22 protein-coding genes and 1 tRNA gene are annotated in these 25,428 nt (G+C 36.2%); 5 read left to right on the top strand and 18 right to left on the bottom strand.

All coding sequences use genetic code 11. The features are described from left to right. Positions 1 to 390: 390 nt before the first annotated feature. From AB1422_04690 to AB1422_04665, 6 genes are all read right to left on the bottom strand, one after another. Positions 391 to 1,182 carry a 2-amino-3,7-dideoxy-D-threo-hept-6-ulosonate synthase gene (locus AB1422_04690; protein ID MEW6618633.1) on the bottom strand — a complete coding sequence of 264 codons (792 nt, stop codon included), beginning with the start codon at positions 1,180 to 1,182 and terminating at the stop codon, positions 391 to 393. Between the two features lie 84 nt (positions 1,183 to 1,266). Then, positions 1,267 to 1,340, bottom strand: a tRNA-Cys gene (locus tag AB1422_04685). Positions 1,341 to 1,464: 124 nt separating this feature from the next. Beyond that, positions 1,465 to 1,656: a hypothetical protein gene (locus tag AB1422_04680; protein MEW6618632.1), complete on the bottom strand. Its 192-nt coding sequence runs from the start codon at positions 1,654 to 1,656 to the stop codon at positions 1,465 to 1,467. Between the two features lie 63 nt (positions 1,657 to 1,719). Then, the gene (gene bioB, locus AB1422_04675) at positions 1,720 to 2,700 is read right to left on the bottom strand and encodes a biotin synthase BioB (GenBank protein MEW6618631.1); all 981 of its coding nucleotides are present in this window, start codon (positions 2,698 to 2,700) and stop codon (positions 1,720 to 1,722) included. An 8-nt stretch (positions 2,701 to 2,708) separates the two neighbouring features. After that, a complete protein-coding gene (gene rpsO / locus AB1422_04670) occupies positions 2,709 to 2,978 on the bottom strand; it encodes a 30S ribosomal protein S15 (protein ID MEW6618630.1) in 270 nt (89 codons plus the stop codon). 43 nt (positions 2,979 to 3,021) lie between these two features. Next, entirely contained in the window at positions 3,022 to 3,954 is a 933-nt protein-coding gene (locus tag AB1422_04665; protein ID MEW6618629.1) for a bifunctional riboflavin kinase/FAD synthetase, read from the bottom strand. A 77-nt stretch (positions 3,955 to 4,031) separates the two neighbouring features. On the opposite strand from AB1422_04665, the gene AB1422_04660 reads away from it, so the two are divergent. Continuing rightward, positions 4,032 to 4,181, top strand: coding sequence for a hypothetical protein (locus AB1422_04660; GenBank protein MEW6618628.1), 150 nt, complete (start codon positions 4,032 to 4,034; stop codon positions 4,179 to 4,181). 25 nt (positions 4,182 to 4,206) lie between these two features. Here the strand turns inward: AB1422_04660 and truB are convergent, their stop codons facing one another. The 9 genes from truB to argH all read right to left on the bottom strand — a co-directional run bounded on the left by truB (position 4,207) and on the right by argH (position 13,424). After that, complete coding sequence (gene truB / locus AB1422_04655; GenBank protein ID MEW6618627.1) at positions 4,207 to 4,884, bottom strand: tRNA pseudouridine(55) synthase TruB; 678 nt, start codon at positions 4,882 to 4,884, stop codon at positions 4,207 to 4,209. A 432-nt stretch (positions 4,885 to 5,316) separates the two neighbouring features. Beyond that, entirely contained in the window at positions 5,317 to 6,315 is a 999-nt protein-coding gene (gene mqnC, locus AB1422_04650) for a cyclic dehypoxanthinyl futalosine synthase (protein ID MEW6618626.1), read from the bottom strand. 7 nt (positions 6,316 to 6,322) lie between these two features. After that, positions 6,323 to 7,141: a menaquinone biosynthesis protein gene (locus AB1422_04645; GenBank protein MEW6618625.1), complete on the bottom strand. Its 819-nt coding sequence runs from the start codon at positions 7,139 to 7,141 to the stop codon at positions 6,323 to 6,325. Between the two features lie 752 nt (positions 7,142 to 7,893). After that, a complete protein-coding gene (locus AB1422_04640; GenBank protein ID MEW6618624.1) occupies positions 7,894 to 8,208 on the bottom strand; it encodes an RNA-binding protein in 315 nt (104 codons plus the stop codon). Between the two features lie 828 nt (positions 8,209 to 9,036). Then, positions 9,037 to 9,807 carry a radical SAM protein gene (locus AB1422_04635; GenBank protein ID MEW6618623.1) on the bottom strand — a complete coding sequence of 257 codons (771 nt, stop codon included), beginning with the start codon at positions 9,805 to 9,807 and terminating at the stop codon, positions 9,037 to 9,039. Then, the gene (gene def / locus AB1422_04630) at positions 9,804 to 10,328 is read right to left on the bottom strand and encodes a peptide deformylase (protein ID MEW6618622.1); all 525 of its coding nucleotides are present in this window, start codon (positions 10,326 to 10,328) and stop codon (positions 9,804 to 9,806) included. Before def ends, AB1422_04635 begins: the two co-directional genes overlap by 4 nt. A 4-nt stretch (positions 10,329 to 10,332) precedes the next feature. After that, entirely contained in the window at positions 10,333 to 11,364 is a 1,032-nt protein-coding gene (locus AB1422_04625) for a putative manganese transporter (GenBank protein MEW6618621.1), read from the bottom strand. Positions 11,365 to 11,626: 262 nt separating this feature from the next. Then, complete coding sequence (locus tag AB1422_04620; protein MEW6618620.1) at positions 11,627 to 11,896, bottom strand: 4Fe-4S binding protein; 270 nt, start codon at positions 11,894 to 11,896, stop codon at positions 11,627 to 11,629. A 175-nt stretch (positions 11,897 to 12,071) separates the two neighbouring features. Further along, positions 12,072 to 13,424 carry an argininosuccinate lyase gene (gene argH / locus AB1422_04615; protein MEW6618619.1) on the bottom strand — a complete coding sequence of 451 codons (1,353 nt, stop codon included), beginning with the start codon at positions 13,422 to 13,424 and terminating at the stop codon, positions 12,072 to 12,074. Between the two features lie 420 nt (positions 13,425 to 13,844). On the opposite strand from argH, the gene AB1422_04610 reads away from it, so the two are divergent. From AB1422_04610 to AB1422_04600, 3 genes are all read left to right on the top strand, one after another. Then, positions 13,845 to 13,970 carry a hypothetical protein gene (locus AB1422_04610; GenBank protein MEW6618618.1) on the top strand — a complete coding sequence of 42 codons (126 nt, stop codon included), beginning with the start codon at positions 13,845 to 13,847 and terminating at the stop codon, positions 13,968 to 13,970. A 113-nt stretch (positions 13,971 to 14,083) separates the two neighbouring features. Next, entirely contained in the window at positions 14,084 to 14,452 is a 369-nt protein-coding gene (locus AB1422_04605) for a phosphomannose isomerase type II C-terminal cupin domain (protein MEW6618617.1), read from the top strand. Positions 14,453 to 14,459: 7 nt separating this feature from the next. Then, complete coding sequence (locus tag AB1422_04600) at positions 14,460 to 16,025, top strand: hypothetical protein (protein ID MEW6618616.1); 1,566 nt, start codon at positions 14,460 to 14,462, stop codon at positions 16,023 to 16,025. Positions 16,026 to 16,275: 250 nt separating this feature from the next. On the opposite strand, the gene AB1422_04595 is transcribed toward AB1422_04600, so the two are convergent. From AB1422_04595 to AB1422_04585, 3 genes are read right to left on the bottom strand one after another with little or no spacing between them, the layout of a single operon-like run. Beyond that, on the bottom strand, positions 16,276 to 16,884 hold the full coding sequence (locus tag AB1422_04595) for a molybdenum cofactor guanylyltransferase (GenBank protein ID MEW6618615.1): 609 nt from the start codon (positions 16,882 to 16,884) through the stop codon (positions 16,276 to 16,278). A 27-nt stretch (positions 16,885 to 16,911) separates the two neighbouring features. Beyond that, on the bottom strand, positions 16,912 to 17,454 hold the full coding sequence (gene folE, locus AB1422_04590; protein MEW6618614.1) for a GTP cyclohydrolase I FolE: 543 nt from the start codon (positions 17,452 to 17,454) through the stop codon (positions 16,912 to 16,914). Positions 17,455 to 17,482: 28 nt separating this feature from the next. Further along, positions 17,483 to 20,194, bottom strand: coding sequence for a UPF0182 family protein (locus tag AB1422_04585; GenBank protein ID MEW6618613.1), 2,712 nt, complete (start codon positions 20,192 to 20,194; stop codon positions 17,483 to 17,485). 649 nt (positions 20,195 to 20,843) lie between these two features. Between AB1422_04585 and AB1422_04580 the strand changes: the two genes are divergently transcribed. Continuing rightward, the coding region (locus AB1422_04580; GenBank protein ID MEW6618612.1) for an Ig-like domain-containing protein at positions 20,844 to 25,428 on the top strand (4,585 nt) is incomplete at its 3' end.

The raw sequence follows: 25,428 nt of genomic DNA, 5'->3' as shown, positions 1-25,428 counted from the left end.
ACAAAAAAATTGGTGGTGTCTGAAAATAACTCTAATAATGAAATCTATGCAGATTTGGTGTCCAAAAGGGATTTCCTCCAAAGAGTAAAATGCAAAACTCGTTTATAGTTTATAGTTGATAGTTTATAGTTTATAGTCCTTCAACTATCAACTATCTACTATATTCCTCCAACTCTTTGAGAAACCCTGCTACTTCCTCTTTGAAATTTGATTTGTAATTTTGCATTTTGATATTTGATTTTTGATTTAATTTCAGGTCTAACTCTCAGTTATCTCCCTCAAATCCTATTTTGCAGAACCCTATACACTATTTTAACTTTTATGCTAGATTAAGACACCACCGGATTTTCCGTGTTTCATCCGTGTCTATCTGTGGCTGAATAGTTACGATTATTTTAATATTTTCATTGCTTGAGCAATAGAGTAATTTTCATGCACCATTTTACTAATCGCCTGGACGATTTTAACCGGGTCTCTATGTTGGAAGGCATTCCTGCCGATTGATACACCTGCAGAGCCGCCTTTTATTGTACCATCAACCATTTCAAATAATTGAGCCTCTGTTTCTACCTTTTCCCCTCCAGCAATAACCACTGGCACTGGGCAACCGGCTACCACCTCTGCAAAGGTTTGTGGGTTTCCAGTATAATTAACTTTAACCATATCAGCACCTAATTCAGCTCCAACTCTGGCGGCATGTTTAACATATTTAACATCAAATTCATTTTCAATCTTTTTACCGCGTGTATACATCATCGCAATTAATGGCATACCAAATTCCTGGCTTTCCTCCCCTACCCTGCCTAAAATAGTCAACATTTCTCTTTCGTTAGCCGCACCTAAATTTACATGGACAGAAACCGCATCAGCACCTAATTGAATTGCCTCTTTGACACTACACACCTGCACCTTATCACTTGAATCAGGACCTAAAACCGTACTGGCAGAAAGGTGAATAATCAAGCCAATATCTTTGCCTCCACCACGGTAGCCTGCATTTACCATACCTTTATGCAAAATGACGGCATTAGCACCACCTTCCACTATCTTACCAACAGCCTCACGCATATTCTCTAATCCTGGTATGGGTCCCATCGTTACGCCATGGTCCATAGGGATAATGACAGTGCGTTTAGAGTCACGATTAATTATTCGTTCTAATCTGATATTTTTTCCAATCATTACTGAAAACCTCCTTGAAAATTGGTAACTGGTAATTGGTAACTGGTAACTGGTAATTGGTAATTGGTAACTAATTACCAATTCTGGAGGCGGGGGGAGGATTTAAACCTCCGTGCGCCGCCCTGCAAGCGGCTGCATAGTCACTCTGCCACCCCGCCAAAATTAACCTCTATCTCTTTTTGTCTTGAATTTTAAACATAATCAGGGAAACAATACCTGCTAGTATTGGTATTCCAAGAAGAATAAGAAGATTCCATACCTGCTCCATATTCTCCATATTATTCACCTCTCTATATCTTTTGGGATTACATAATACGCTAACACGCCAAGTATTACACAGCATATTGCCATGACTAAACTTGAGAGAAATGCAAATTTTCCCGATAAGATACTACTTATCACACCGGCGGTAAGTGTATATTTGGCAGCATCCCCAAAGATATTTCCAATAATTTTTCTTCGCTCTCGGTTCATTTTCCCCTATCCTTTTGGTCTTTAGTCTTTGGTCTATGGTCTATAGTCTATGGTCTTTACTCTCTACTTCCTTATATTCAATCCCAAATCTTTTATCATCTGCATATCTAAACTTGCATCTCTTCCTGGCGTTGTTAAATAATTTCCGATGATTAATCCATTTGCCCCGGCTAATAAAGATAATGCTTGTAAATCCCTTAAATTCACCTCACGACCTCCAGCGATTTTAATGATTTTATCTTTTAAAATCAATCTAAAAATAGCAATTGTTTTTATTATCTCCAGCGGAGATAACGGTTTAACATTTGCTAAAGGTGTTCCTGGTATCGGATTTAAAATATTAATAGGAATACAATCTACATCCAGCTCTTTTAAGGCAAAGACAAATTTTATCCTTTCATCCCAATCCTCACCTAAGCCAATAATTCCTCCACAACAAACCTCTAATCCTACTTCTTTTAATATTTTTAAAGTAGATAATCTATCTTTATAAGAATGGGTCGTGCAGATTTGTTTAAAATAATTTTCCGATGTCTCAAGATTATGATTATATCTGCTCACTCCTGCATTTTTTAAAGCATAAGCCTTATCTTTTGTCAAAGTTCCCAGTGAACAATCTAATTTTAAGTTCGTTTCTTCTTTTATTTTCTTTAAAACACTAATAATCTTTTTGAAATCTGTGGTATCGGGTTTTTCTCCGCTAATGACAATACAGAATCTTGTTGCCCCTGAAATTTCTGCATCCTTAGCTGATTGTAAAATTTCTTCCTCACTCTTAAGAGAATAAACAGGTGTATCAGTTTTATAATGTCCAGACTGACCACAGAATTGACAATCCTCTGAACACGCCCCTGATTTAGCATTCATAATAGAACATAAGTCAATCCCTTCCCCACAATATTCCTTTCTTACTCTATTCGCTAAAGATACCAAATCTAAAATACTTTCTTTATCTAATTTAGAAAAGTATATTGCTTTACTAAAATGGAGCGGCTCACCCTGTAAAAGGCTTTTAGAAATTTCTAATAATACTTGATTAACCATTCTTTATCTTATTTCCTCAATCCTAACTTCTGAATAATGTCCTGGTATCTATTTGTATCTTTTTGAGTTAGATAATTAAGTAATCTTCTCCTTTGTCCAACGAGTTTAAGCAATCCTCTTCGTGAATGATAATCTTTAACATGCACCTTAAAATGTTCAGTCAAATAATTAATTCGATCCGTCAATAGCGCTATCTGAACCTCTGGTGAACCTGTATCTTTTTCATGCATTCGATATTTTTCAATCAATGTTTGTTTTCCTTCTGTCGTTAACGACATTTGAGCACCTCCTTGTATTTGGTAATTGGTAAATGGTAATTAGTTACCACTTACTTGCTTTTAATATTTGTTTTGCTTTATTTTCATCCTCGTTTAATTGTCTAATTAAACTATCCTGGTCTTTAAACGGTTTCTCATCCCGTATTCTTGTTATAAAAGAAACATTTAATTCTTTAAAATAAATTTCCTGATTAAAATCGAAGATATGGACTTCAAAATAAAGTTCTTTTTCTTCTCCAAATGTTGGACGATAGCCCAGATTAGCCACACCTTCATATCTTTCATCATCCATTTTTACCCTGACCGCATAGACACCTTTTTCAGGTAATAAAACTTCTTCATCCCATTTTAAGTTTGCGGTAGGGTAACCAAGGATTCTTCCTCTTTTTGTGCCATGGATAACTTCCGCTCCAATCGTATAAGGTCGGGATAGAAGTAAATTTGCCTTTGCTACCTCCCCTTGCTTTAGATATTCCCTTATCCTTGTGCTACTAACAATTTCATCTTCAAATTTAACTGGCTCAACTACCTGTAATTTAAACCCTTTTTTTGCACTTAACTCTTGTAATAACTGGACATCCCCTTTTCTTCCTCTTCCAAATAAAAAATTCGTTCCAATCCACATTTGTTTCATTTTTAATTTATCAATGAGCACTTTTTCTATGAATTCCGTTGCCTCAAGGTTCATTATCTCTTGTTCAAAATCAGTAATTATGCACACATCCATACCCAGCTGAGAAATAATGTTTAATCTCTGGTCAAGGGTAATTAATAGAGCAGGCATAGTTGCTGATAATATTTTTCTTGGATGAATCTCAAAAGTCAAAATAAGACTTGTAAGTCCTTTTTTTCTACAAGAATTAATCAGTTCTGTGATAATTTTTTGATGACCTAAATGCACTCCATCAAATACACCTATCGTTAATCCCACATTTTCATATTCAAATTGAGCTGGAATTCTCCAGAAAATTTTCATTTTAGACTCATAAAAGGTAACCGTTCAAGATATAGCCACAGAGTCACAGAGAACACAGAGGGAATATATAACCACGAATGAACACAAATACAAAAAGATTTGTAGTGCGAGGCTGTAGCCTCACTTCTGGCAAGCCAAAAGGCGAACCTAAAGGTTCGCACTACATTTATGGGATGTCAGAGGTTAATTCGTGTGCATTTCTGGCTAATTCCCTTAATTCTCTGTGAACTCTGTGCCTCTGTGGCTGAACGCTTACGATAAAAGAACCTCTTCTACCTTAATTTTCCCTTCTATTAAATCTTTTAAGCCAATCGAATCTTCGATTTTGAAATTGCCACTTTTAATCCTTTTCAATGAGGTTAAATGTCCCCCTACCCCTAAAGCCTCACCTATATCTGCACATAAAGTCCGAATGTAAGTTCCGGAAGAACAAGTAACTTTAAATCTAAATTCATCCTGATGTATAAAATTTAAAAGTTTGATTTCAAATATCTTTACCTTTCGAGGTTGTCGTTCCACTTCCTTTCCAAGCCGAGCTAATTCATATAACCTTTTACCCTCATGATGTATTGCAGAAAACATAGGTGGAATTTGATTTATCTCACCCTCAAAATCTAAAAGTACCTTTTCAATATCCTTTTTTTGAATAGTAAAGTTAGATTTTTGTTCAATTATTTGTCCCCAGGCATCTTGAGTCGTTGTTTTAATTCCCAATTTCATTTCTGCAAGATATTCTTTAGAATCACTTTTCAGGCTTTCGGATAATTTTGTTGCTTTACCTAAAAGAAGAATTAAAACCCCTTCTGCCTGTGGGTCTAAAGTTCCTGCATGCCCAACCTTTTTCTGGTTAATCAATCTTCGAATACATTGAACGACATCGTGGGAAGTCATCCCCGCAGGTTTATTAATATTCAAAATTCCATCTATCATAATATCATAGTCTAAATTAGTTTGTCAAGATAAATTTCTGAAACTTACCCATAAGTCTCAATTTGGTAATATTTAACCGCAGAGACACAGAGATGCTGAGAAGAAATAGGTGACAGATTAAACTAAATTTCCACCTGTGCGATTAGATTAATTCATCGCAGAGACGCAAAGGAAAAATAAATGTAAAATGTAAAATAGGAAATGAAAAATGGGAAATTTTAGTCCTTCGCCAGACTCATTACCTTTCAGTTATACATTTTCATTTTACATTTCTCATTTTACATTATCCATTTTACATTTAACCGCACAGGTCGAATTTTTTCTCCGCGACTCTGCATCTCTGCGGTGTCCATTTCCTTTCAACTTCAATACTTCTTAAGTTCAGAAGTTCTAATCTTCCTAACTGCCTCGCCATATCTTCCCTTCTCTTTACTATCCGATTAAATTATAAAAAGTATCTCGTTGTCTTGCGATAAATCCAGCATCTTTTATTAAATTAATTATATCCTGATTAGTCAACCGATATTCAGCACCAGCGGCTCTAACGACATTTTCTTCTAACATTGTGCTACCCATATCGTTTGCTCCAAATGTCAAGGCTATTTGTCCTATTTTAGGTCCTTGTGTTACCCAGGAGCTTTGAATGTTCTTGAAGTTATCTAACATAACTCTTGATATTGCAAGTGTTTTTAAATATTCATATCCCCCTACCCCATTTCCTCCCAAAATAGTATTTTGCGGTTGGTATGTCCATGGAATAAATGCTGTAAATCCATCAGTTTCATCCTGTAAATCTCGTATCTTCAATAAATGACTAACTCTATCCTCAATTGATTCAATATGTCCAAACATCATTGTGGCGGTAGTTTTCATTCCAAGTTTATGGGCAGTTTGCATAATTTCTAACCATTGAGTTGAACTGTATTTATTTGGACTTATTTGCTGGCGAATTCCATCAACTAAAATCTCAGCCCCACCTCCAGGAATTGAATCTAATCCAGCATCTTTTAACCGATTTATAATATTATTAATACTAAATCCTGATTTTGTAGCAAAATACATAATTTCTGGCGGCGAAAATCCATGAATATGTATCTCAGGAAAGGTGTTTTTAATCTTACGCAACATCATCTCATAATACTCAATTTTAAATCCCGGATGCAATCCTCCTTGAAGTAGAATCTGAGTCCCACCTAACTTAACCGTTTCCTCTATCTTATTCTTTAACTCATCCCATTTTAAAAAATAGGCATCTTTACTTTCAATATCTCTGGAAAAGGCACAAAATTTACATTTTGAAACACAAACATTGGTATAATTTATATTGCGGTCTATGATGTAAGTTACAATGTTATCCGGATGAGCCAAAAATCGAATTTCGTTTGCTACTTTACCAATTTTTAAAATATCCTTTTCTTGAAAAAGCTTCATACCTTCGTTAAAATTTAGCCTCTCGCCGTTTAAGGCCATATCTAAAATTTGAAAGAGTGCAGAATTCAATCTCGCGCTCCTTTTCTATAAGTTTATATTTAATCGCATAATTAACAAATTTTAAAATTCCTTTTATTTCTGGTCTTATAAGATTATACCTAATAACCTGTCTTAAATAATTACTTATAATTCTTTTATTTAGTGAAAGTCTTTTTGATTCAATATTAATTACTTTCTCTAAATTCCTCATCCCAAATTCTTTACTTTCTGTAAGAAGTCTAACTACTTCCTCATAATCTTCCATCCCCTCTCTTATGACCCAAAAAGCATAAACAAATGGTAATTCAGTCAATTTATACCATTGTTCTCCCAGGTCTATATTTTTATCAGACAACATTAATGCCTGGTCTCCAATTAAAAGAGTTGCTTCATTTTTTTTAAAAATATCCATTAAGTTATCATTACTAACTTCTTTAAATTCTGGAAAAATTGAGTATATTTCACTTAGAATAATCCTTAATAACGCAACTGATGTTGACGAATTTTCATCTACCGCTACTGTTTTGATTCCCGAAATTTCATTTTTATAGAATAATTTTACACTTTCTACCTTCTCATAAGAAGAAATGGAAATATTTGGAATGACAAATTTACCAATTCCACGAAAATAATCAATTGTCGGAATTATTCCTGCATCTATCTTCCCTTTTTTTAATAACTTAGATAGTTTAGATGGATATTCATAAATTAATTCCACTGATTTATCTAATTCTAATTTGTATATCAGTGGTTTAACATTTAAAAAAGGTATTACACCTATCTTCATTTTAATCCTTTTTGTAACTATTCAACCACCAAGGCACCAGGATACGAAAAAAGGGATTCGGGAATAAACGAATCCCCGAACCCCTGAATCCGAACCCCGATTTGTTATAGAAGGATTATTCTTTGTAACCGTTCAGCCACAGAGGCACAGAGTTCACAGAGAATTAGAGAAATTAGCCACAAATGGATACGAATTAACCTGTGACATTCGATAAATGTAGTGCGAACCATTAGGTTCGCTTTCCTGCTTGCCAGAAGCGAGGCTAAAGTCTCGCACTACAAATCTTTTCGACCTGTGCGGTTAAATGTAAAATGGATAATGTAAAATGAAAATGTATAACTGAAAGATAATGAGTCTTGCGAAGTCCTAAAATTTCCCATTTTTCATTTCCTATTTTACATTTTACATTTATTTTTCCTTTGCGTCTCTGCGATGAATTAATCTAATCGCACAGGTCGAATCTTTTTATTATTCGTGTTCATTCGTGGTTATATATTCCCTCTGTGTTCTCTGTGACTCTGTGGCTATATCCCTGAACGGTTACTATTCTTTTAATACCATCTTTAACCCGTATAACAGTAGCGAGAAATGAGTAGGGTTTAAAATTTATACTTTATAAGTATCTTCGTGGCAAGTATTTTAGATAAGGGAAAATGGAGATGATAAAAATACACTTTGTGAATTTGTAATGAAATGGCTGGCAGATTCCTATTTCAAAATTCACCATTAGATTGGTAAGGGGTAAATTCTAATTAGTATCTTCGATAACCTCCTCCGCTTCCTGGTCCTCTTCTTTGTCTATCTCCTCCTCGACTTTCTCGACTATCTCTACTCCTGGGTGGCCGTGCCTCATCAACTCTTAATGTCCGTCCTGCAAACTCGGTACCGTTTAATGCTTCTTTTGCTTTCTCAGCCTCTGTCTGACTGCCCATTTCAACGAACCCAAACCCTTTACCTTCAATTATATTCACTTGCTTAACTTCCCCCTGGGCGGAAAATAACTCTTCCACCTGTTCCTTAGTTACAGAGTAACTAAGATTTCCTACATAAAGTTTACTACCTTGCATTCTAATAACCTCCTTTTAGGTTTTTTCTCTATATCCATAATGTTTCTTTTTGAGATAGAAGGCAAGATAGCAATTCTAATCTCATAAATAAAAACATTATTAAACCGGAAAGAGAATCGGTTTTAACTAATCATTATCTACCCCCTTTTAGCTTCTGCCAGCCATTTTTTAAAATTATATCAAACTTTTCTTAATTTGTCAACAAACTTTTGCAGGAAATTTAATGTATAAATCTACGAATAAACACAAATAATATTTAAGATATTAAAATTAAAGAACTTAAAGATTAAGATTGTTTATTCTTCTGTCACAAAAATCACAGTTAAACATTTCGCTCCTACGGAGCTGAATTCTTTAAGGATTATCATAGTCTACAAATATATCACTCCTAACGGAGTTTAGAAAATATATTCAGCCCTGTAAGGGCGAGATGTTTATAGCTTTATCGTCTCAACATCAAATTAGCTCCATAGGAGCGATATGTTTATTGAGAAAGTTATAAATATTTTCGTGCAAAAGTTTGTTGTTAAGTGATTAACCAATTTTTTTTGTAACTATTCACCATTCACCATTCACCATTCACAATTCACAATTTCTTCCCTAAATTTCCTTAATAATGGTGAATGGTGAATTGTCAATTGTGAATTGTGAATTATCACTCTTCACGGTGTCAAGCAAACCTGGCCCAAGAGTTCGATGCACCGCTATAGCGCATCCAATGACTCTATTCGATAATTCATCAAATTTCACTTCGTGCTCTCCGTACCCTTCGTGGTGAATAGTTACTTTTTTTTAAATCTTTCAACCTTTTGACAGACTTAATTTACTCTACATCACCGTTCCTCTTCTTTTTAAGGTTTGAGATTGGCTAATAGGTGTTACATCTCTATCTTCTGCATCATAAACACAGATGATATTTAATCCCTTAAAATATCTTTTTATCAAGAAAATTTCTTCTGGTGATAAAGGTTTTACTTTACATTGTCGCAAAGGTGTATTTATTTGCACTTGGTCTGGTTGGATTTCTCGGGCTAATTGAAATAATCTCCGGGCACTATTCTTATTCTCATCAATAAACATAATTTGAAGTGCTAATTTCCCTCGATATTCTTCTCTAAAAGCCCTTATGCCATTATAAATCTCATCAAATTTAATTCCTATGGCGGGGTTATTTATTAATTCAAGTGTTTCCTGTGAAAAGGCATCTAATTTGAGAATAACGAAATCTGCCAATGTTAATTCCTGGCGGACATCAACTTTATTGATTAAGGTTGAATTAGTTAAAACGGCAATAGGTTCTTTTCGGAGTTTTTTTATTGCAGTTATTGTTTCACTTAAATTTATGGCGAGTGTAGATTCACCTCTACCAGAAAAAGTAATATAATCTATCTGACAATCAGGTAATCTTTTTATTTCTTCAATTATCTCTTGTGTGGGAACATATAATTTCCTTTGGGTAAGGTATTTTAAATTCCTTCCAATCTGACAATAACAGCAGTCAAAATTACATATTTTCTCCTTCTGCGAAAGCAAATCTATTCCCAGAGAACTGCCTAATCTCCAGGAAGCCACAGGGCCATAGATATATTTAAATTTCATGTAGAGACTTTCCTCTTCTTTAGCATTTCCAGTTGATTTTTAAGGGATTCCCGTGTTTGTTTTTCCATACGATCGATAAAAACTATTCCATTGAGATGGTCAATTTCGTGTTGAAGGACTCGAGAGGGTAATCCTGTCGCCTCTATTTCTATGGTTTCGCCATTAACATTCAAAGCCTTCGCTCTTACTTGCGTTGCCCTTCTTATCTCCCCCCTTATTTCAGGAAAACTCAGGCATCCTTCTTCCCCGACATTTTCTCCTTCGCAAGATAAAATTTTCGGATTAATCAGCACAACAGGATTATGATGGTTTTTATCTTTTTCATTTTGGCTGGTATCCATAATGATAATACGGTGCAAAACCCCCACTTGATTAGCCGCCAGACCAATACCCTTTGCCGCATACATTGTTTCAATCATATTATTGATTAAATTTAATGTTCTTTTTCTTATTTTAGTTATCTCTTTCGCCTTTTTACGGAGGATAGGGTCAGGATATACTTTTATTGGTAAAATAGCCATAATATTAAAAACCTACCAGATAAAGGATTAAACCACAAAATAAACCAATGACAAAATTAATCGATTTTATCCATAAGGCATCTTTTATGGTATAAGATAGAAGTGGTAACATCCCATGACCATCCTGAATTATAGAACTTGTTAGAAGGACGGAAAAAGGGATAATTCCTTTTGCAAACATCATCACAAAGATAAGATGAGGACCGGATTCTGGAACTAAGGCAACTAAAGCCGCAATGAGGAATACCCAGAACATATTAGTTTTAATAAAAGCCTCAATGTCCCAAAATTTAAGTCCCATATCCACGGCTAAAAGCGTAAAAAATGTCCATAAAAATACTCGCCAGAGATGTTTTTTAACCAGATGATTCCAGATATGCTTTTCTAAGTAGTGGTCTGGGGCACTAATGACAATGGCGGTAGATAATATGGCTAACAAGATAAATACCATTTTTAACCAGGGTTCATTTTCATCCTCAATCATTTTTCCCCCTAACCCGTAAGTAATTATCATTAAAAATATGGCGAGTAAAAGGAATCTTGTAAATGAAATATTTCTAAAGTGTTCAATTATGCCCCGGACATCAGGAATTTTACATTCTTTTTCTAAGTGCAGTTCTGAAAGTTCGCATATCTGAGAGGATTTAATCTTTAAAATAGGTATAATTTTATCTACTATCCAACCTGAGATAATGCCTAAGATAAAAAGAATGACAAATAGGAATAATGCTTGTTTTGGAAACATAGTCAGCATAACAAATGCTTCGTCACCAGAGGCGGCAATCATTCCACCTGCCAATGCACCAAAACTTAAAAACCCATGAACATAAAAAGAGACATTCATAAATGCCCCCAGACAACCTGGTGTTGAGGCTAATGCCGAAGAGATTATATATTTCCTCCAATAACCACCTTTTATAAGGAGACTCATCTTGCCTTGAGTTAAAACCTCAATATAATCCACAAGCATCATCATCACAAAAACAAAGGCGGTTATCAACAAGCTATGATTTAGTGTGTGAGTTACTATTTCCATTATAATTTCCATTTCTTGAGAAAAGAGTTAATAAGGGTAAGCGTTCAGCTATCAGATTTTAAGAGAGTTATACCTTCTCCGAAAAAAAGCAAGTAGAATCATAACTTTGCTGATGCCTTGATTTTCCTAATCTTGCTGACCGCTGAACGCTTACTAATAAGGGAACAAGTTTAATTTTAGATTTTGGATTTTAGATTGAAAAATAAATCCAAAATCCGCAATCGAAAATCCAGGTAAGACTTGTTCCCTTATCTCTTATTTCTTATTCAGACATTGAGATAGCGCCATTTGGGCATTCTTCGACACAAGTGCCACATTCTGTGCATTCATCCTCATTGACTTGTGCCACATCATCCTCAAGCGCGATTGCCTCTGTTGGACAAACCTCTACACATGTCCCACAGCCATCACATTTTTCTGTGTCAACTATAGCAGGCATTTCTTTATTTCCTCCTTTCTCCTGAAAATAAGGAAGTAGAAAGTAGAGAGTAAAGAAAACATCACTCCTCACGCCTATCTCCTTACATCCCATCTTCTATCTCCTACCACTATTTTCATCCTCATTTGTGAACCAGCGGTTCATGAGCATTCTCCTGAAAATAGGCTGAAGGCTGAAGGGTATAGGCTGAAGTTTTGAACGCTGTTTCCTTCAGCCTTCAGCCTTTTCTCCCTTTCTTCCTTTCCCCGTTTCCCTACCTTCTCTTAATTCATGCTTTTTTAGCTAATTCAATTTGTTCCTTTACTTGAATTACTCCCGTGCCCCCATAAGATATTTTTTGTTTTATAGACTCCTGAGGTTTTAATATTTTAAGCACATCTTCTGAAAATACGGGTGAGAAATGCTGTAACTCTTCCAATGTCAAAACTTCTAATGGTTTCCCCATCTGGCATATCTTACCTACTATTTGATGTGCCTGACGGAAAGGAATACCTTTTTTGACTAAATAATTAGCCATTTCAGTCGCGGTTGAAAAATCACCACTCAGGATAGATAACATCCTTTCTTTCTTTATCTTCATCGTTAAGAGCATCTTACCAAAGATGGATAATGCTAATTTAACTATTTCTACGGTATCAAGTAATGGATATTTATCCTCCTGCATATCTCGATTATAAGATAGTGGTAATCCTTTCATCATCGTGAGTAATGAAACAAGATGTCCGTAAATTATACCTGTTTTTCCTCTAATTAATTCACAAACATCTGGATTTTTCTTTTGTGGCATAATGCTACTGCCGGTGCAAAATGCCTCATCTAACTCAATAAATCCAAACTCTTGTGTTGACCACAGAATTAACTCCTCACTTAACCTTGATAGATGCATCATCACCAAACAAATATTACCTGAAAATTCAATGATATAATCTCGGTCGCTAACCGTATCAATGCTATTTTCACTTATTTGGGGAAACTCAAGTAATTCAGCAACACATTGGCGGTCTATAGGTAAGGATGTTCCAGCCAGAGCACAACTCCCGAGTGGCATAACATTTACCCGCTTATAGCCATCTTGTAATCTATCTACATCCCGTTGAAGCATCCAGAAGTAAGCCATTAAATGATGCGAGAAAAGAACTGGTTCGGCATGCTGTAAATGGGTATAACCGGGCATAATCGTCTCTAAATTTTCCTGGGCTATATTGATGATAGATTTTTGTAAGGTTCTTATTAGTTCGATTATCTCTTTTATTTCTTCTCGGAGATAAAGCCTTGTATCTATGGCTACCTGGTCATTTCGAGACCTGGCAGTATGAAGTTTTTCACCCGTTTTACCCAATTTATCTATTAAGGCTTTTTCAATATGGATATGAATATCTTCTAATTCCGGGCTGAATTGAAAATTTCCTTCTTCAAGTTCGGTTTTAATCTCTTCTAATCTCTGTATTATCTCTTCTGCTTCTTGTTGAGGGATAATACCGCATTTACCGAGCATTTTTGCATGAGCTTGACTGCCAGTAATATCATACTTATAGAATTTTTTATCAATATCAATAGAAGAGGTAAAAGATTCAACCTCTTTATTCAGTTTTTTAGAAAATCTACTACGAACTGGATTCATTGTTCTTTTAAGATTATCATAAATAGGAGATAATTGTCAAGTAATAAATCAATTTTTCAGTTCTGAAGAGTAAATTTTCATGATTTTTATTTTTAAGATACAGTTCGGGGACAAGATGGTAGGGGACATTAAAAAGGACAGTTCTCTCCTGTGTCTCCTGATATATCAAAATATTGGAGTCAAAAAAAAGATTGTCAATATGATAAAAATATGATATGGATTAAAGAGGGAAAAAGAGGGGTTGCTGGAACAAAATAAGGTAGCAGTTCTAAGAAGAATCCAGGCGGATTTGGTAAGGTTGAGACAGGTTTTTCAGGATATTATCTACCTCAATCAGTTGTCTGGTAAAGGCAAACAATAATCCCCTGGGTAACTATTCACCACGAAGAGCACGACAAAAATTGAAATTAATAGAAATTTATGGAAATTTGTTGTTTTCCACAATCAATTTCTACCTATTTCTATAAATTTCAATCTATATTCTATTATCTTATCTCCATATCACTCTTATCTCCTTATCCCCTTTCTTACACTTTTGATATATAGCCTGAACGGTTACCAAATTTTAGTGTATGTATAAAATTTCAATTGACATAGATTGAAATTGTGGTATAATATGACAACGATGTTTTTTTCAAAAGAGAGGGTGAGGATACAAAATGAGTTTAAGAGAAGATGATATTAGAAAAAAAATTATACAGGATATTAGACCATGGGGCAATTTTAAACAATATGCCCATAATGAGGAATGCACGGTTAAAATTCTCACCGTCAAACCAAATCAAATGTTGAGTAGACAATCTCATAAAAAAAGAGATGAACTATGGGTCATTATTGACGATGGACTACAGGTGGAGTTAGAGGATAAAATTATAAAGCCAAAACCAGGAGATGAGATTGTCATCTTAAGAAATATGAAACACCGCCTTTCATCGCTTGGCAAAAAAGGAAGAGTATTAGAGATATCCTTCGGATATGCAGATGAAAATGATATTGAGAGATATGAAGATATTTATGGACGGGAGTAAAATTTGTATGAAAAAGGAATCTAATTTAAATAATCTCATAAAAGAACTAATCTATAAAGTTAAGGATAAGGGATTAGAAGAAGAAAATCTCTGGGAGGCTGTTCGAGGGGCTTTATCACCAAAGATATTAATCTCTAATCTATCAGAAGCATTACGGACAACTTCTGAAGAGACAGAGTCTTTGTTATGCGAGTTAGGATTGAGTGATATTGTTGCCCAGTCTAAATTAGAAGATGTTAAAGATAGCATTTCATTTGAAGAAACCAAAGAAATTGTTCTTTGCGAAGGTATGGAACGATTAAATCCTTTCCCACATTTATTTTCAATAGAATCTGCACCGCCATTGAACAGTCCATTATTGATACCTAAAAATCTCTATTCAGTGGTAATTGAACTCTTTCAAAGTAGTGCTGAAAAAACAATAAATGACCCTCTTGTAAAACTTTATCGGCAAGATGTTTTTAAATACTATAATGAGTATATGAGTCTTGACGCTCCCAAAGTTGAGCGTTATATTTCAGAGCATTTTAAATCAAGGTATCCACGCTATATCATTAATTCAGGAATTGGTGCAAATGAACAATTTAATCATCTGGTTTCATATATTAATAATAACAATCCCAACCGCAAAACTACCTGGCTAATTATAAATTCTCCCAGACAATTGAGTTTTCTTCCTCAGGATTCATCAGTTGAGAATACTTTATTTCTGGAATTTTCTCGTAGCGGAAAAACTGAAGAAACCATTAAAATTCATGAGTATACACCGAGAAATGCTTCTCGTATAGTGTTTGCGAATTCCGGCCCACTTCGTGAGATTGGACTACGAGATAATAATTTGGTTCTTTCACTTCCTGATGAAGTGTCTGGACGTTTTGGCCGAAATAAAACACCAATTTTACTTGCCCCAATGCATATCGCGGGAATGAATACGCTATCATATTGGAAGGAAATTGAAACTGCTATTCAATATTTTGATATTTCTAACCATTTTTCTCTACCAATGGTCCTGGCAAAATTTCTATACCTTCACCAATTGCTTAATAAAACCAACCATATTTACTTAGGGTGCAATGATGAATCTCTTTCTTTTTCAGCAGATGAGTTTATTCAGTTCTGGAATGAAGGAGTCAACAAAAATGGTAATGATTTTCTTTGCTCACGCTATTTTGGATTACCACGCGATTCACATATGAATATTGAGGGAATTCTTGCCAACTATAAGACGAAAATAGGATTTTTTCTCCTTCGGACAAATTTTTATAGTGAAAATCTTCCTCCAATGGTCTTGCGTAAAATTGACCCTATCAATCCTGCTCATGCTGGACTTCAGTATGGAGATGAAGAGGTAATTCTTGCTCGGGCAAACTACACTCGTTTTGCTGAATTAATGCCAACCTTATTGATTAGTATCCCAGGTGCTCCAACACTTAGTCATTCGGCAATCCTTGGGCAATTATGGGCAGATACAACTTTCTGTTATTCTATCATGAAGCATATTGACCCGGGTTCAAATCCAGAGGTTAAATTTGTCCGTGACCGTTCGGCTAAACTTCTGGCTGAAAATTCGTAGCAGGGGGTAATTTACCGCAGAGACGCAAGAGTTCGCAGAGAAGACATGGAAATAAATCAGATAACAGAAAAGATTATTGAGGCACTCATGCTAATACATAGGACATCAAAACCAAATTTGTTAATCAATCATGATATGTCAGTCCTAAAAAGTTTGCTCTGATGAAAATCAGAGATGGAATGAAACGTATGACAAATAGTTTTTAATTTTTTTCTCTGCGTCTCTGCGTCTCTGCGGTGAATAGTTACACTTATTTTTCGAATTCATTAGCTAATCTTTCTGCCTTTGATAGGTCTTTTTCAGTATTAATATTAAAAAAGGCAATCTCCGGAATGGAGAATTTAAGGATTTCTTCTTCGAGGATATATTTTACCTTTAGTTCACTAAAAATAGACGAAATGGCAAGTTTTTCATTATCTATTTTTTGTCTGAGGACATCTAAACAGTTTTTAGAATAAATGGCATGAAGGGATTCAATGCCATTTTTTGTCTTAGGAATAATAATATCGGCATCGCCTGTCTGTTCTTTCATATATTTAATTAAATTAACACTAATAAAAGGCATATCGCTCGCAACCACAAAATTATAAAAATTCTTAGACACACAAAGTCCGGTGTAAAGCCCAACTAAAGGTCCTTTTTGAGGAATTATATCTTGAATAGTAATTACTGAAGGGTAGTTAGTGAACAGTGGCGAGGGAAAATTAGTTTCATTGACGCAGATAATTTCTTCCAGACAAACTTCTTTTAATCTGGAAATAACTCGTTCAATAAGAGTCTTTTCACCTATTTTGAGTAAAGGTTTATTTTTATAGCCTAATCGACTGCCTTTGCCACCACATAAAATAATGCCAGTCATTATTTCTTTCCTTATGAGCTCTGTCTTCTATTTCTTTAACAACGATAAGAATTCCATTCGTGTAGATTGTTTCTGGCGGAAAATCCCCAGCATTGAGCTGGTAGTTATTTGTGAGTTTTGTTTCTGGACACCACGCATCATCATACACAAATGATATGCCTCGATGACTACACCTACGCCCAATGGGGTCAAATGTTCTTTTATTGCCTGAGCAATTTGCGTGGTAAGCCTTTCTTGAACCTGCAATCTGCGGCTGAATATTTCAACCAATCTCACTAATTTACTTAATCCAACTATCTTTTTATCCGGAATATAAGCGATATGGCATTTGCCGTAAAAAGGAAGGAGATGATGTTCACATAGACTATAGAAATCAATATCCTTAACCAAAACCATCTCGTCATAATTCTCGACAAAGGTAGCATCTTTAAACACATCTGCAACTTCTACCTCATAACCTGATGTCAGAAATTTCAACGATTCCTCTACCCTGGCTGGTGTTTTTTTTAATCCTTCTCTATCAGGATTTTCTCCAAAAGATATAAGTAGTTGTTTGACTAATTCTTTCATCTCTAATTTCGCTACTCCTTTTCTCACTCTATTGATGTTCTAAACGCTTAAGCACCTCTTTTAGTTTGCGTAATTCTTCTCCATAACCTGCCCAGTCACCCTGTTGCAAGTGTTTTTCTGCATTCTGAAAGTGTGCTGATGCCTGTTTCGCCAATTCCTTAATAGATAAAGGTTTTTCTTCTATTACTTCTTTTTTTGTTTCAATCTGGGCAGGCATTATCTTGCCACCAAAGATTTCCTGAAGAGCCTGTTCTAAGTTTTGTGCCATAACAATTTTATTACCAAAGCTAACAATAACTCGCTTTAATTCAGGAATTTTTCCTTGTTCTGCAACTAAATAAAGTGGTTCGATATAAAGAAGTGAATTCTCAATTGGAATAACCAATAAACTACCTCGATTGACATTAGACCCTCGCTGGTCCCAGAGTGATAGTTGTTGAGAGATTTCCGCATCTTGATTAATTCTTGCCTCAATTTGAGATGGACCGTAAATTAACTTTTCCTTAGGGAAAGTATAAACTAATAAATTACCATAATTAGGGGCATCGCATCTTGCGGCCAACCAGGCAATCATATTATCCTTACGAGCCGGGGTAAAAGGAATCATCAAGATAAACTCCTCTTTTTTTTCTCCTCGTAATTTCATAATGGTATAATAAGGTTCCATTTGCTGAGTAGTACCTCCCACCATTTTCTTATGAATAGCCCATAAATCCTCTTTATTATAAAATACCTGTGCATCCTGCATGTGATAAGCACAATACATCATAGATTGCACCGCAAACATATCTACTGGATACCTGATGTGGTTTTTCAAATCCTGAGGCATTTTATCTAATGATAGAAAAAGGTCTGGAAAAATTCTGGCATAAGTTTGAATAATTGGGTCGTTTGAATCACTAATATAAAACCACATCAAACCATCATAAGCATCTATTACTACTTTAACTGAATTACGAATATAATTACTTGCCCTGCCAATAGCCTTTTGATACATTGGTTCTGAATAAGGATACATATTCGTCACGGTATAACCATCACAAATCCAGTATAATTTTCCATCCGCAATAACCAAATATGGGTCCCGGTCATAACTAATAAAAGGACAGATTTTTTGTATCCTTTCTTTTACTCCTCGATAATACATTATCTTACTCTGGTTAGTAATCTCTGTTGAGAAAAATATCTTTGGTTCTTGAAATCTTATGGCTAATAGCACTTTTCGAAACAAAGAACTAACTGGAATATCTCCCCTTCCTGTATAGGTTGTATATACATTTTTATCCCCGGCAGGATAATCAAATTCTTTTGCATTAGTCCTGACAAAACAATATTCATTTGGTATTTCGCCATAATAAATCTGAGGTTTTTCTAATTTAAGGTCTGTCAGGCAAATTGGTGGAATATCTTTAATCATAAATTCAGGTAATCCTTCTTTAGAGATTTTATTTACCGGTCCCAAACAGACACCATAACCATGTGTGTAGGTCAGATGTTCATTCATCCATATCTTACTGGGTAAATGTTCATAAGATAATTCTCGTGGAGAAAGCATTACCTGAGAATATTCACCATTAATCACATATCTATCATTATCAACATCAACAAATTTATAATATGTTCGGATTTCTTGTAATTGTCCATAAGTGCTCAAAAGGGGCTCCTGGTCCCAGAGTCTAATATTTTTTATGGTCATATCATTTGCTTTCAAATCCGCTAAGGTCAAGGTTTCTTGTGCAGGGAATTCTTTTATCTCTATTTTATTAAGATTATACGCCATCCGAGTATATTTAATATTTAGTTTTATATAAGGTTCTTCCATCCTTATTTCATTAGGAGCAACTTGAAGTCGTTGAATAACCTCAGGATACATCCTCCCACCTAATACCCAGATAACTAACATTAGTCCACATAATCCAATAGTGATTTTCCAGTTAGTAAAGAAGATATTCATTAAAAATGATATGCCGGTAATCAATCCAAGCACAAAAAGAATCTTTAGGACAGGTAAATAGGCATGAATATCTGTAAAACTTGCTCCAAAAACTACCCCTCTGGGTGAGTAAAGTAATTCATACATCCTTAATATTATGCCCCAACTTATCAATCCAAAGATTAAACTGGCTAATATCGAGATATGAATCTTAAATGCCGGGACAAACCGTAATCCTCTTGTCGTTATCCGCATTGCCCCTTCAAAAAGATAAATCCCTACCACTAACACCATCCCTAACCCAAGACTAAAACATAACAGTTGATAAACATACTTGATAAACGGTAATTTAAAAACATAAAAACTAATGTCTTTTGAGAAAAGTGGGTCACATAAATTGAAAGATGTCGGATTCATAAATTGGAGGTATTCTTCCCATTTATTTGAAGAGCCATAACCGACAAAAATAGCCATTAAGAGGATAATACTTAATAAAAATTTATTTATAAAAGGGGCAAATTCTTCTTTGTGGGGTATTTCAAACAAATCTGGCTCAATAATCAATAACCTTCTTTTTGGAGAAAATAGTTTAGCTAAAAAGGGATTAATAAAGGTTAATAAGAAGAAGGAGATTCCACATATTAGCCCAATTAAAACTTTAGTCGTCAATATTTGGACAAATACAGATTGAAAACCGACACCGCCAAACCAAAGCCAATCCGTGTAAAGATTGACTGCCTGTCTTCCCAATGAACTTAAAATAAACAACAAAACTATTAACCCAACTACTATTTTTCTGATATTCATTTTACCTTTGCCTCCTTTTTTTGGTAATTGGTAACTGGTGAATGGTAATTAGTTACCAGTTACCATTTAACCGATTACTTACTTTATAATTTCGTGAAGCCCTATTCGGGTGATTAGTTACCAATTATCCAATTACTCATTTATTATACTTATAACACGCATTCCTGTCAAGTTTAAAATACAGCAAAAAACTTATTGACAGAAAAGTGAAGATATGCTATGATAAAAATGTTTCCGGAAAGAGATTTTTAGTAACCGTTCAGGTAATCCTTTACCGCAGAGACGCAGAGAAACAGAGAGGAAAATATCTTTTTTTGTAACCGTTCAGGTTATATATTAGAAGTGTAAGAAGGGAGATAAGGGGATTGGGGAGATGTGGAGATTATAAATTCCCTGGATAATTGGGCAAAATGGTTATGCAAAAAGACTAACTTTTATAACCCCTAAACCAAACCAGCCTCCTAACCCTAATCCTTTCACCAAAAACTCCTAAATATATCCCCTTATCTCCTTTATTTCCATATCTCCTTTTCTTACACCACCTGAACGCTTACGGAAATTTCTGTTTCTGGTGAATAGATTTTAATTTTTTCTCTGCGTCTCTGTGGCATCTTGTGGTGAACGGTTACCAAAAAAGGAGGTAATAATCATGAAAATCTTTAGAATGTTTCTTTTTACAACCTGTATGGTTAGTTTAGTCTCATTAGTCTCTGCACAAGAACTCTTGATTCACAAGACTAAAGACGGGGATACATTGTGGGATATCTCAGAAAAGTATTTGCAGACTCCGTGGTTATGGATGGCTATTGCCGATTATAACAAACTCAAAAATCCTCATTTTATTCTCCCCGGAGATATGATTAAAATACCCGAAGTGCCACAGGTGAAAGTTACGGAAGTATTTGGTGATGTTACAATTAAAAGGATTGGGACAAATAAGTATGTTAATCTCCGTAGAGGAGATAATGTCTATCCCCATGATGAGGTTGTTGTGGGTCCAGATTCAACGGCTCAAATTGAATTTGAGGATAAAAGTATCCTGCAACTAAAACCAGAGACATCATTGGTACTTAAACACAGCGTTTATGCGGAAAAGGTTAAAGCAGTCAATACAAAGGTAAAACTCCTTCACGGTAAAATGTCGTTTAAAGGAACAAAGACGACTGGCTCTAATTTTGAGATTGAGACCCCAGGTGTCTTTTGCGGGGTTAGAGGAACTGAATTCGAGATAGGATACACACCCGATGGCCTCTCCAGCATATCTGTATTTCAAGGAGAGGTTCTGGCATCATCTACTGGCAAAGCTGTCAATGTCCCTGCCGGCTTTGGAATTCAATCCGTCAAAGGAGAACTACCATCACCTCCAAAACCACTTCCAAAATCTCCAGAATTAATTAAACCGGTAGATGATTTTATTACAGGTATCCTGACGCTAACCTTTTCATGGAAGTCTGTTCCTGAGGCGGCAAAATATTACCTTGAGATAGCGAAAGACGAGGCATTTAATAATGTGGTCTATAGAGTCCAAGGCACAGAATCAACAAGTGTTGTTTCTACAACCTTACCCGTAGGAAAATACTACTGGCGTGTGAGGAGTATTGATAAATCCGGGCTTGAAGGCAAATTCAGTAATGCCAGAATATTAAGGATTGTTAGAAAACTACAGCTGGAAATAGTGCCAGATAGCCCCCTATTTAAAAAGGAGAGCATTCTCTATGCCCACATATCTTGCCAATATACCCTGAAACCATTAGACGCCGATACCAGCATTGTCCGCATCATAGCAGCTATAGACAACGACGATTTTTATACCTATCATCAGCCAATATCATTTAACAAAGCAGGAACTCATACGATTAAATATAAAGGCGTTGATGCCTTTGGTAACTCTGGAGAGATAGATAAGTTTATCGTCGTGGTTGACAACATACCGCCAGAAGTCCAGATTGATATAGACCACAAATCAGGCAGTTTTGTTCATCCGCAGACCATATTTTCATTAGCCGCCAGTGATAATGCCGCAGGTGTGGCGGAGGTGCAATGCAAAATAGATAATGAGGAGTGGAAGAGATACACGGGCGCATTCTCGATTTCACAGGAAGGTAACCATCAAATTGGATTCCGCGCTGTAGATACGGTTGGCAATCAATCAATGGAGAAAATGGTTGATGTCATTGTTGATAGGACACCGCCAGAGGTCCAGATGGATATAGACCGCAAATCAGGCAATTTTGTTCATCCGCAGACCAAATTCTCATTAATCGCCAGTGATAATGCCGCAGGTGTGGCTGAGGTGCAATGCAAGATTGATAATGAAGAGTGGAAAAGATACACGGGCGCATTTTCGATTTCGCAGGAAGGCAGCCATCAGATTGGATTCCGAGCCGTAGATACGGTTGGTAATCAATCAAAAGAGAAAGTAATTGATGTCATCGTTGATCACACACCACCGGAGATAAAAATTGATATAGACCGCAAATCAGGCAATTTTGTTCATCCGCAGACCAAATTTTCACTAATCGCCAGTGATAATGCCGCGGGTGTGGCTGAGGTGCAATGCAAGATTGATAATGAGGAGTGGAAGAGATACACGGGCGCATTCTCGATTTCGCAGGAAGGCAGCCATCAGATTGGATTCCGAGCCGTAGATACGGTTGGTAATCAATCAAAAGAGAAAGTAATTGATGTCATCGTTGATCACACACCACCGGAGATAAAAATTGATATAGACCGCAAATCTGGTTGTTTTGTTCATCCGCAGACCAAATTCTCGTTAATCGCCAGTGATAGTGCCGCGGGTGTGGCTGAGGTGCAATGCAAGATTGATAATGAGGAATGGAAGAGATACACGGGAGCGTTCTCGATAGTTCAGGAGGGTATTCATCAGATTGGATTCCGAGCCGTAGATACGCTTGGCAATCAATCAAAAGAAAAGATAATCGATGTCATTGTTGACAGGACACCGCCAGAGGTCCAGATGGATATAGACCGCAAATCAGGCAGTTTTGTTCATCCGCAGACCATATTTTCATTAGCCGCCAGTGATAGTACCGCAGGTGTGGCTGAGGTGTTATACAAAATAGATGATAAGGAATGGAAGAAATACACCGGGGCATTTTCGATTTTGCAAGAAGGCAGTCATCAGATTGGATTCCAGGCTATAGATACGGTTGGCAATCAATCAAAGGAAAATGTCCTTGATATTATTGTTGATAACACGCCACCAGAGGTAAAAATTGATATAGACCGCAAATCAGGCAATTTTGTTCATCCGCAGACCAAATTCTCATTAATCGCCAGTGATAATGCCGCGGGTGTGGCTGAGGTGCAATGCAAAATAGATAATGAGGAGTGGAAGAGATACACGGGCACATTTTCGATTTTGCAGGAAGGCAGTCATCAGATTGGATTCCGAGCCATAGATACGGTTGGTAATCAATCAAAAGAGAAGGTGATTGATGTCATCGTTGATAACACACCACCGGAGATAAAAATTGATATAGACCGCAAATCTGGTTGTTTTGTTCATCCACAAACCAAATTCTCGTTAATCGCCAGTGATAATGCCGCGGGTGTGGCTGAGGTGCAATGCAAGATTGATAATGAGGAGTGGAAGAGATACACAGGAGCGTTCTCGATAGTTCAGGAGGGTATTCATCAGATTGGATTCCGAGCCATAGATACAGTTGGCAATCAATCAAAAGAAAAGACAATCGATGTCATTGTTGATAATACCCCCCCAGATGTCCAGATGGATATAGACCGCAAATCAGGCAGTTTTGTTCGTTCGGACACCCAATTTTCATTAATCGGTATTGATGATGCCGCGGGTGTAGCTGAGGTCATAGTCAAGATTGATAATGAGGCGTGGATGAGATACGCAGGCACATTTTCCATTTTCCAGGAAGGTAGTCACTGGATTAGATTTCAAGCCATAGACAATGTTGGCAACCAATCAAAGGAAAAGATAGTCAATGTTATTGTGGATAGGACACCGCCAGGGATAAAGATGGATATAGACCACAAATCAGGCTGTTTTGTTCGTTCGGACACCAAATTTTCATTAATCGCCAGTGACGATGCCTCGGGTGTAGCTGAGTTCATAGTCAAAATAGATAACGAGGCATGGAAAAACTACAGTGGCACATTTTCACTCTCTCAAGAAGGTAACCATCAGATTGGATTCCAGGCAATGGATACCCTTGGCAATCAATCAAAGGAAAAGATAATCGATGTCATTGTTGACAATACAGCACCAGAAGTCCAGATGGATATAGACCGCAAATCAGGCAGTTTTGTTCATCCGCAGACCAAATTCTCATTAATCGCCAGTGATAATGCCTCTGGTGTGGATGAGGTATTATACAGGCTTGATAATAAGGAGTGGAAGAGATACACAGACACATTTTCGATTTCGCAGGAAGGTATCCATCAGATTGAATTTCGGGCAATAGATAGTCTTGGCAATCAATCAAAGGAACAGGTAACGAATGTCATTGTTGACCAGACACCGCCTGTGGTAAAAATGGATATAGACCGCAAATTTGGCAGTTTCGTCCATCCGCAGACTGGATTTTCATTAACAGCCATTGATGAGCTCGCTGGTGTAGCAGAGGTTCTATGCAAAATAGATAATGAGGAATGGAAGAAATACCCCGGCACATTTTCGATTTCGCAGGAAGGCGGTCACCGAATTGGATTTCAAGCCATAGATAATGTTGGCAACCCATCAAAGGAACAGATAATCGATGTTATTGTTGATAGCACACCACCGGAGGTCCAGATGGATATAGACCGCAAATCTGGTTGTTTTGTTCATTCGCAGACCAAATTTTCGTTACTCAGCCGTGATGATGCCTCTGGAGTTATGGAGGTGTTGTTCAGAATAGATAATGATGAATGGAAGAGATACAATGCCGCATTCTCGATTGCCCTTGAAGGTAGTCATCAGATTGAATTTCGAGTAGCGGATAATATTGGCAATCAATCAAAGGAAAAGGTAGTTAATGTCATTGTTGACAACACACCACCAGAAATAAAGATTGAGATAGACCGTAAATCCGGGTGTTTTGTTCATCCGCATACCAGATTTTCAATAATAACCAGTGATAATGCCTCGGGTGTGGCTGAGGTATTATGCAAAATAGATGATGAGGAATGGAAGAAATACGACGCTACATTTTCGATTGCTCAGGAAGGCAGGCATAAGATTAGAATTAGCGCAATAGATACGA

The organism is bacterium, from assembly GCA_040757115.1.
Taxonomy (GTDB): domain Bacteria; phylum UBA9089; class CG2-30-40-21; order CG2-30-40-21; family SBAY01; genus JBFLXS01.
Note: the sequence above shows the minus strand (reverse complement) of the source record. Positions and strands in the feature narration are given on the sequence as shown.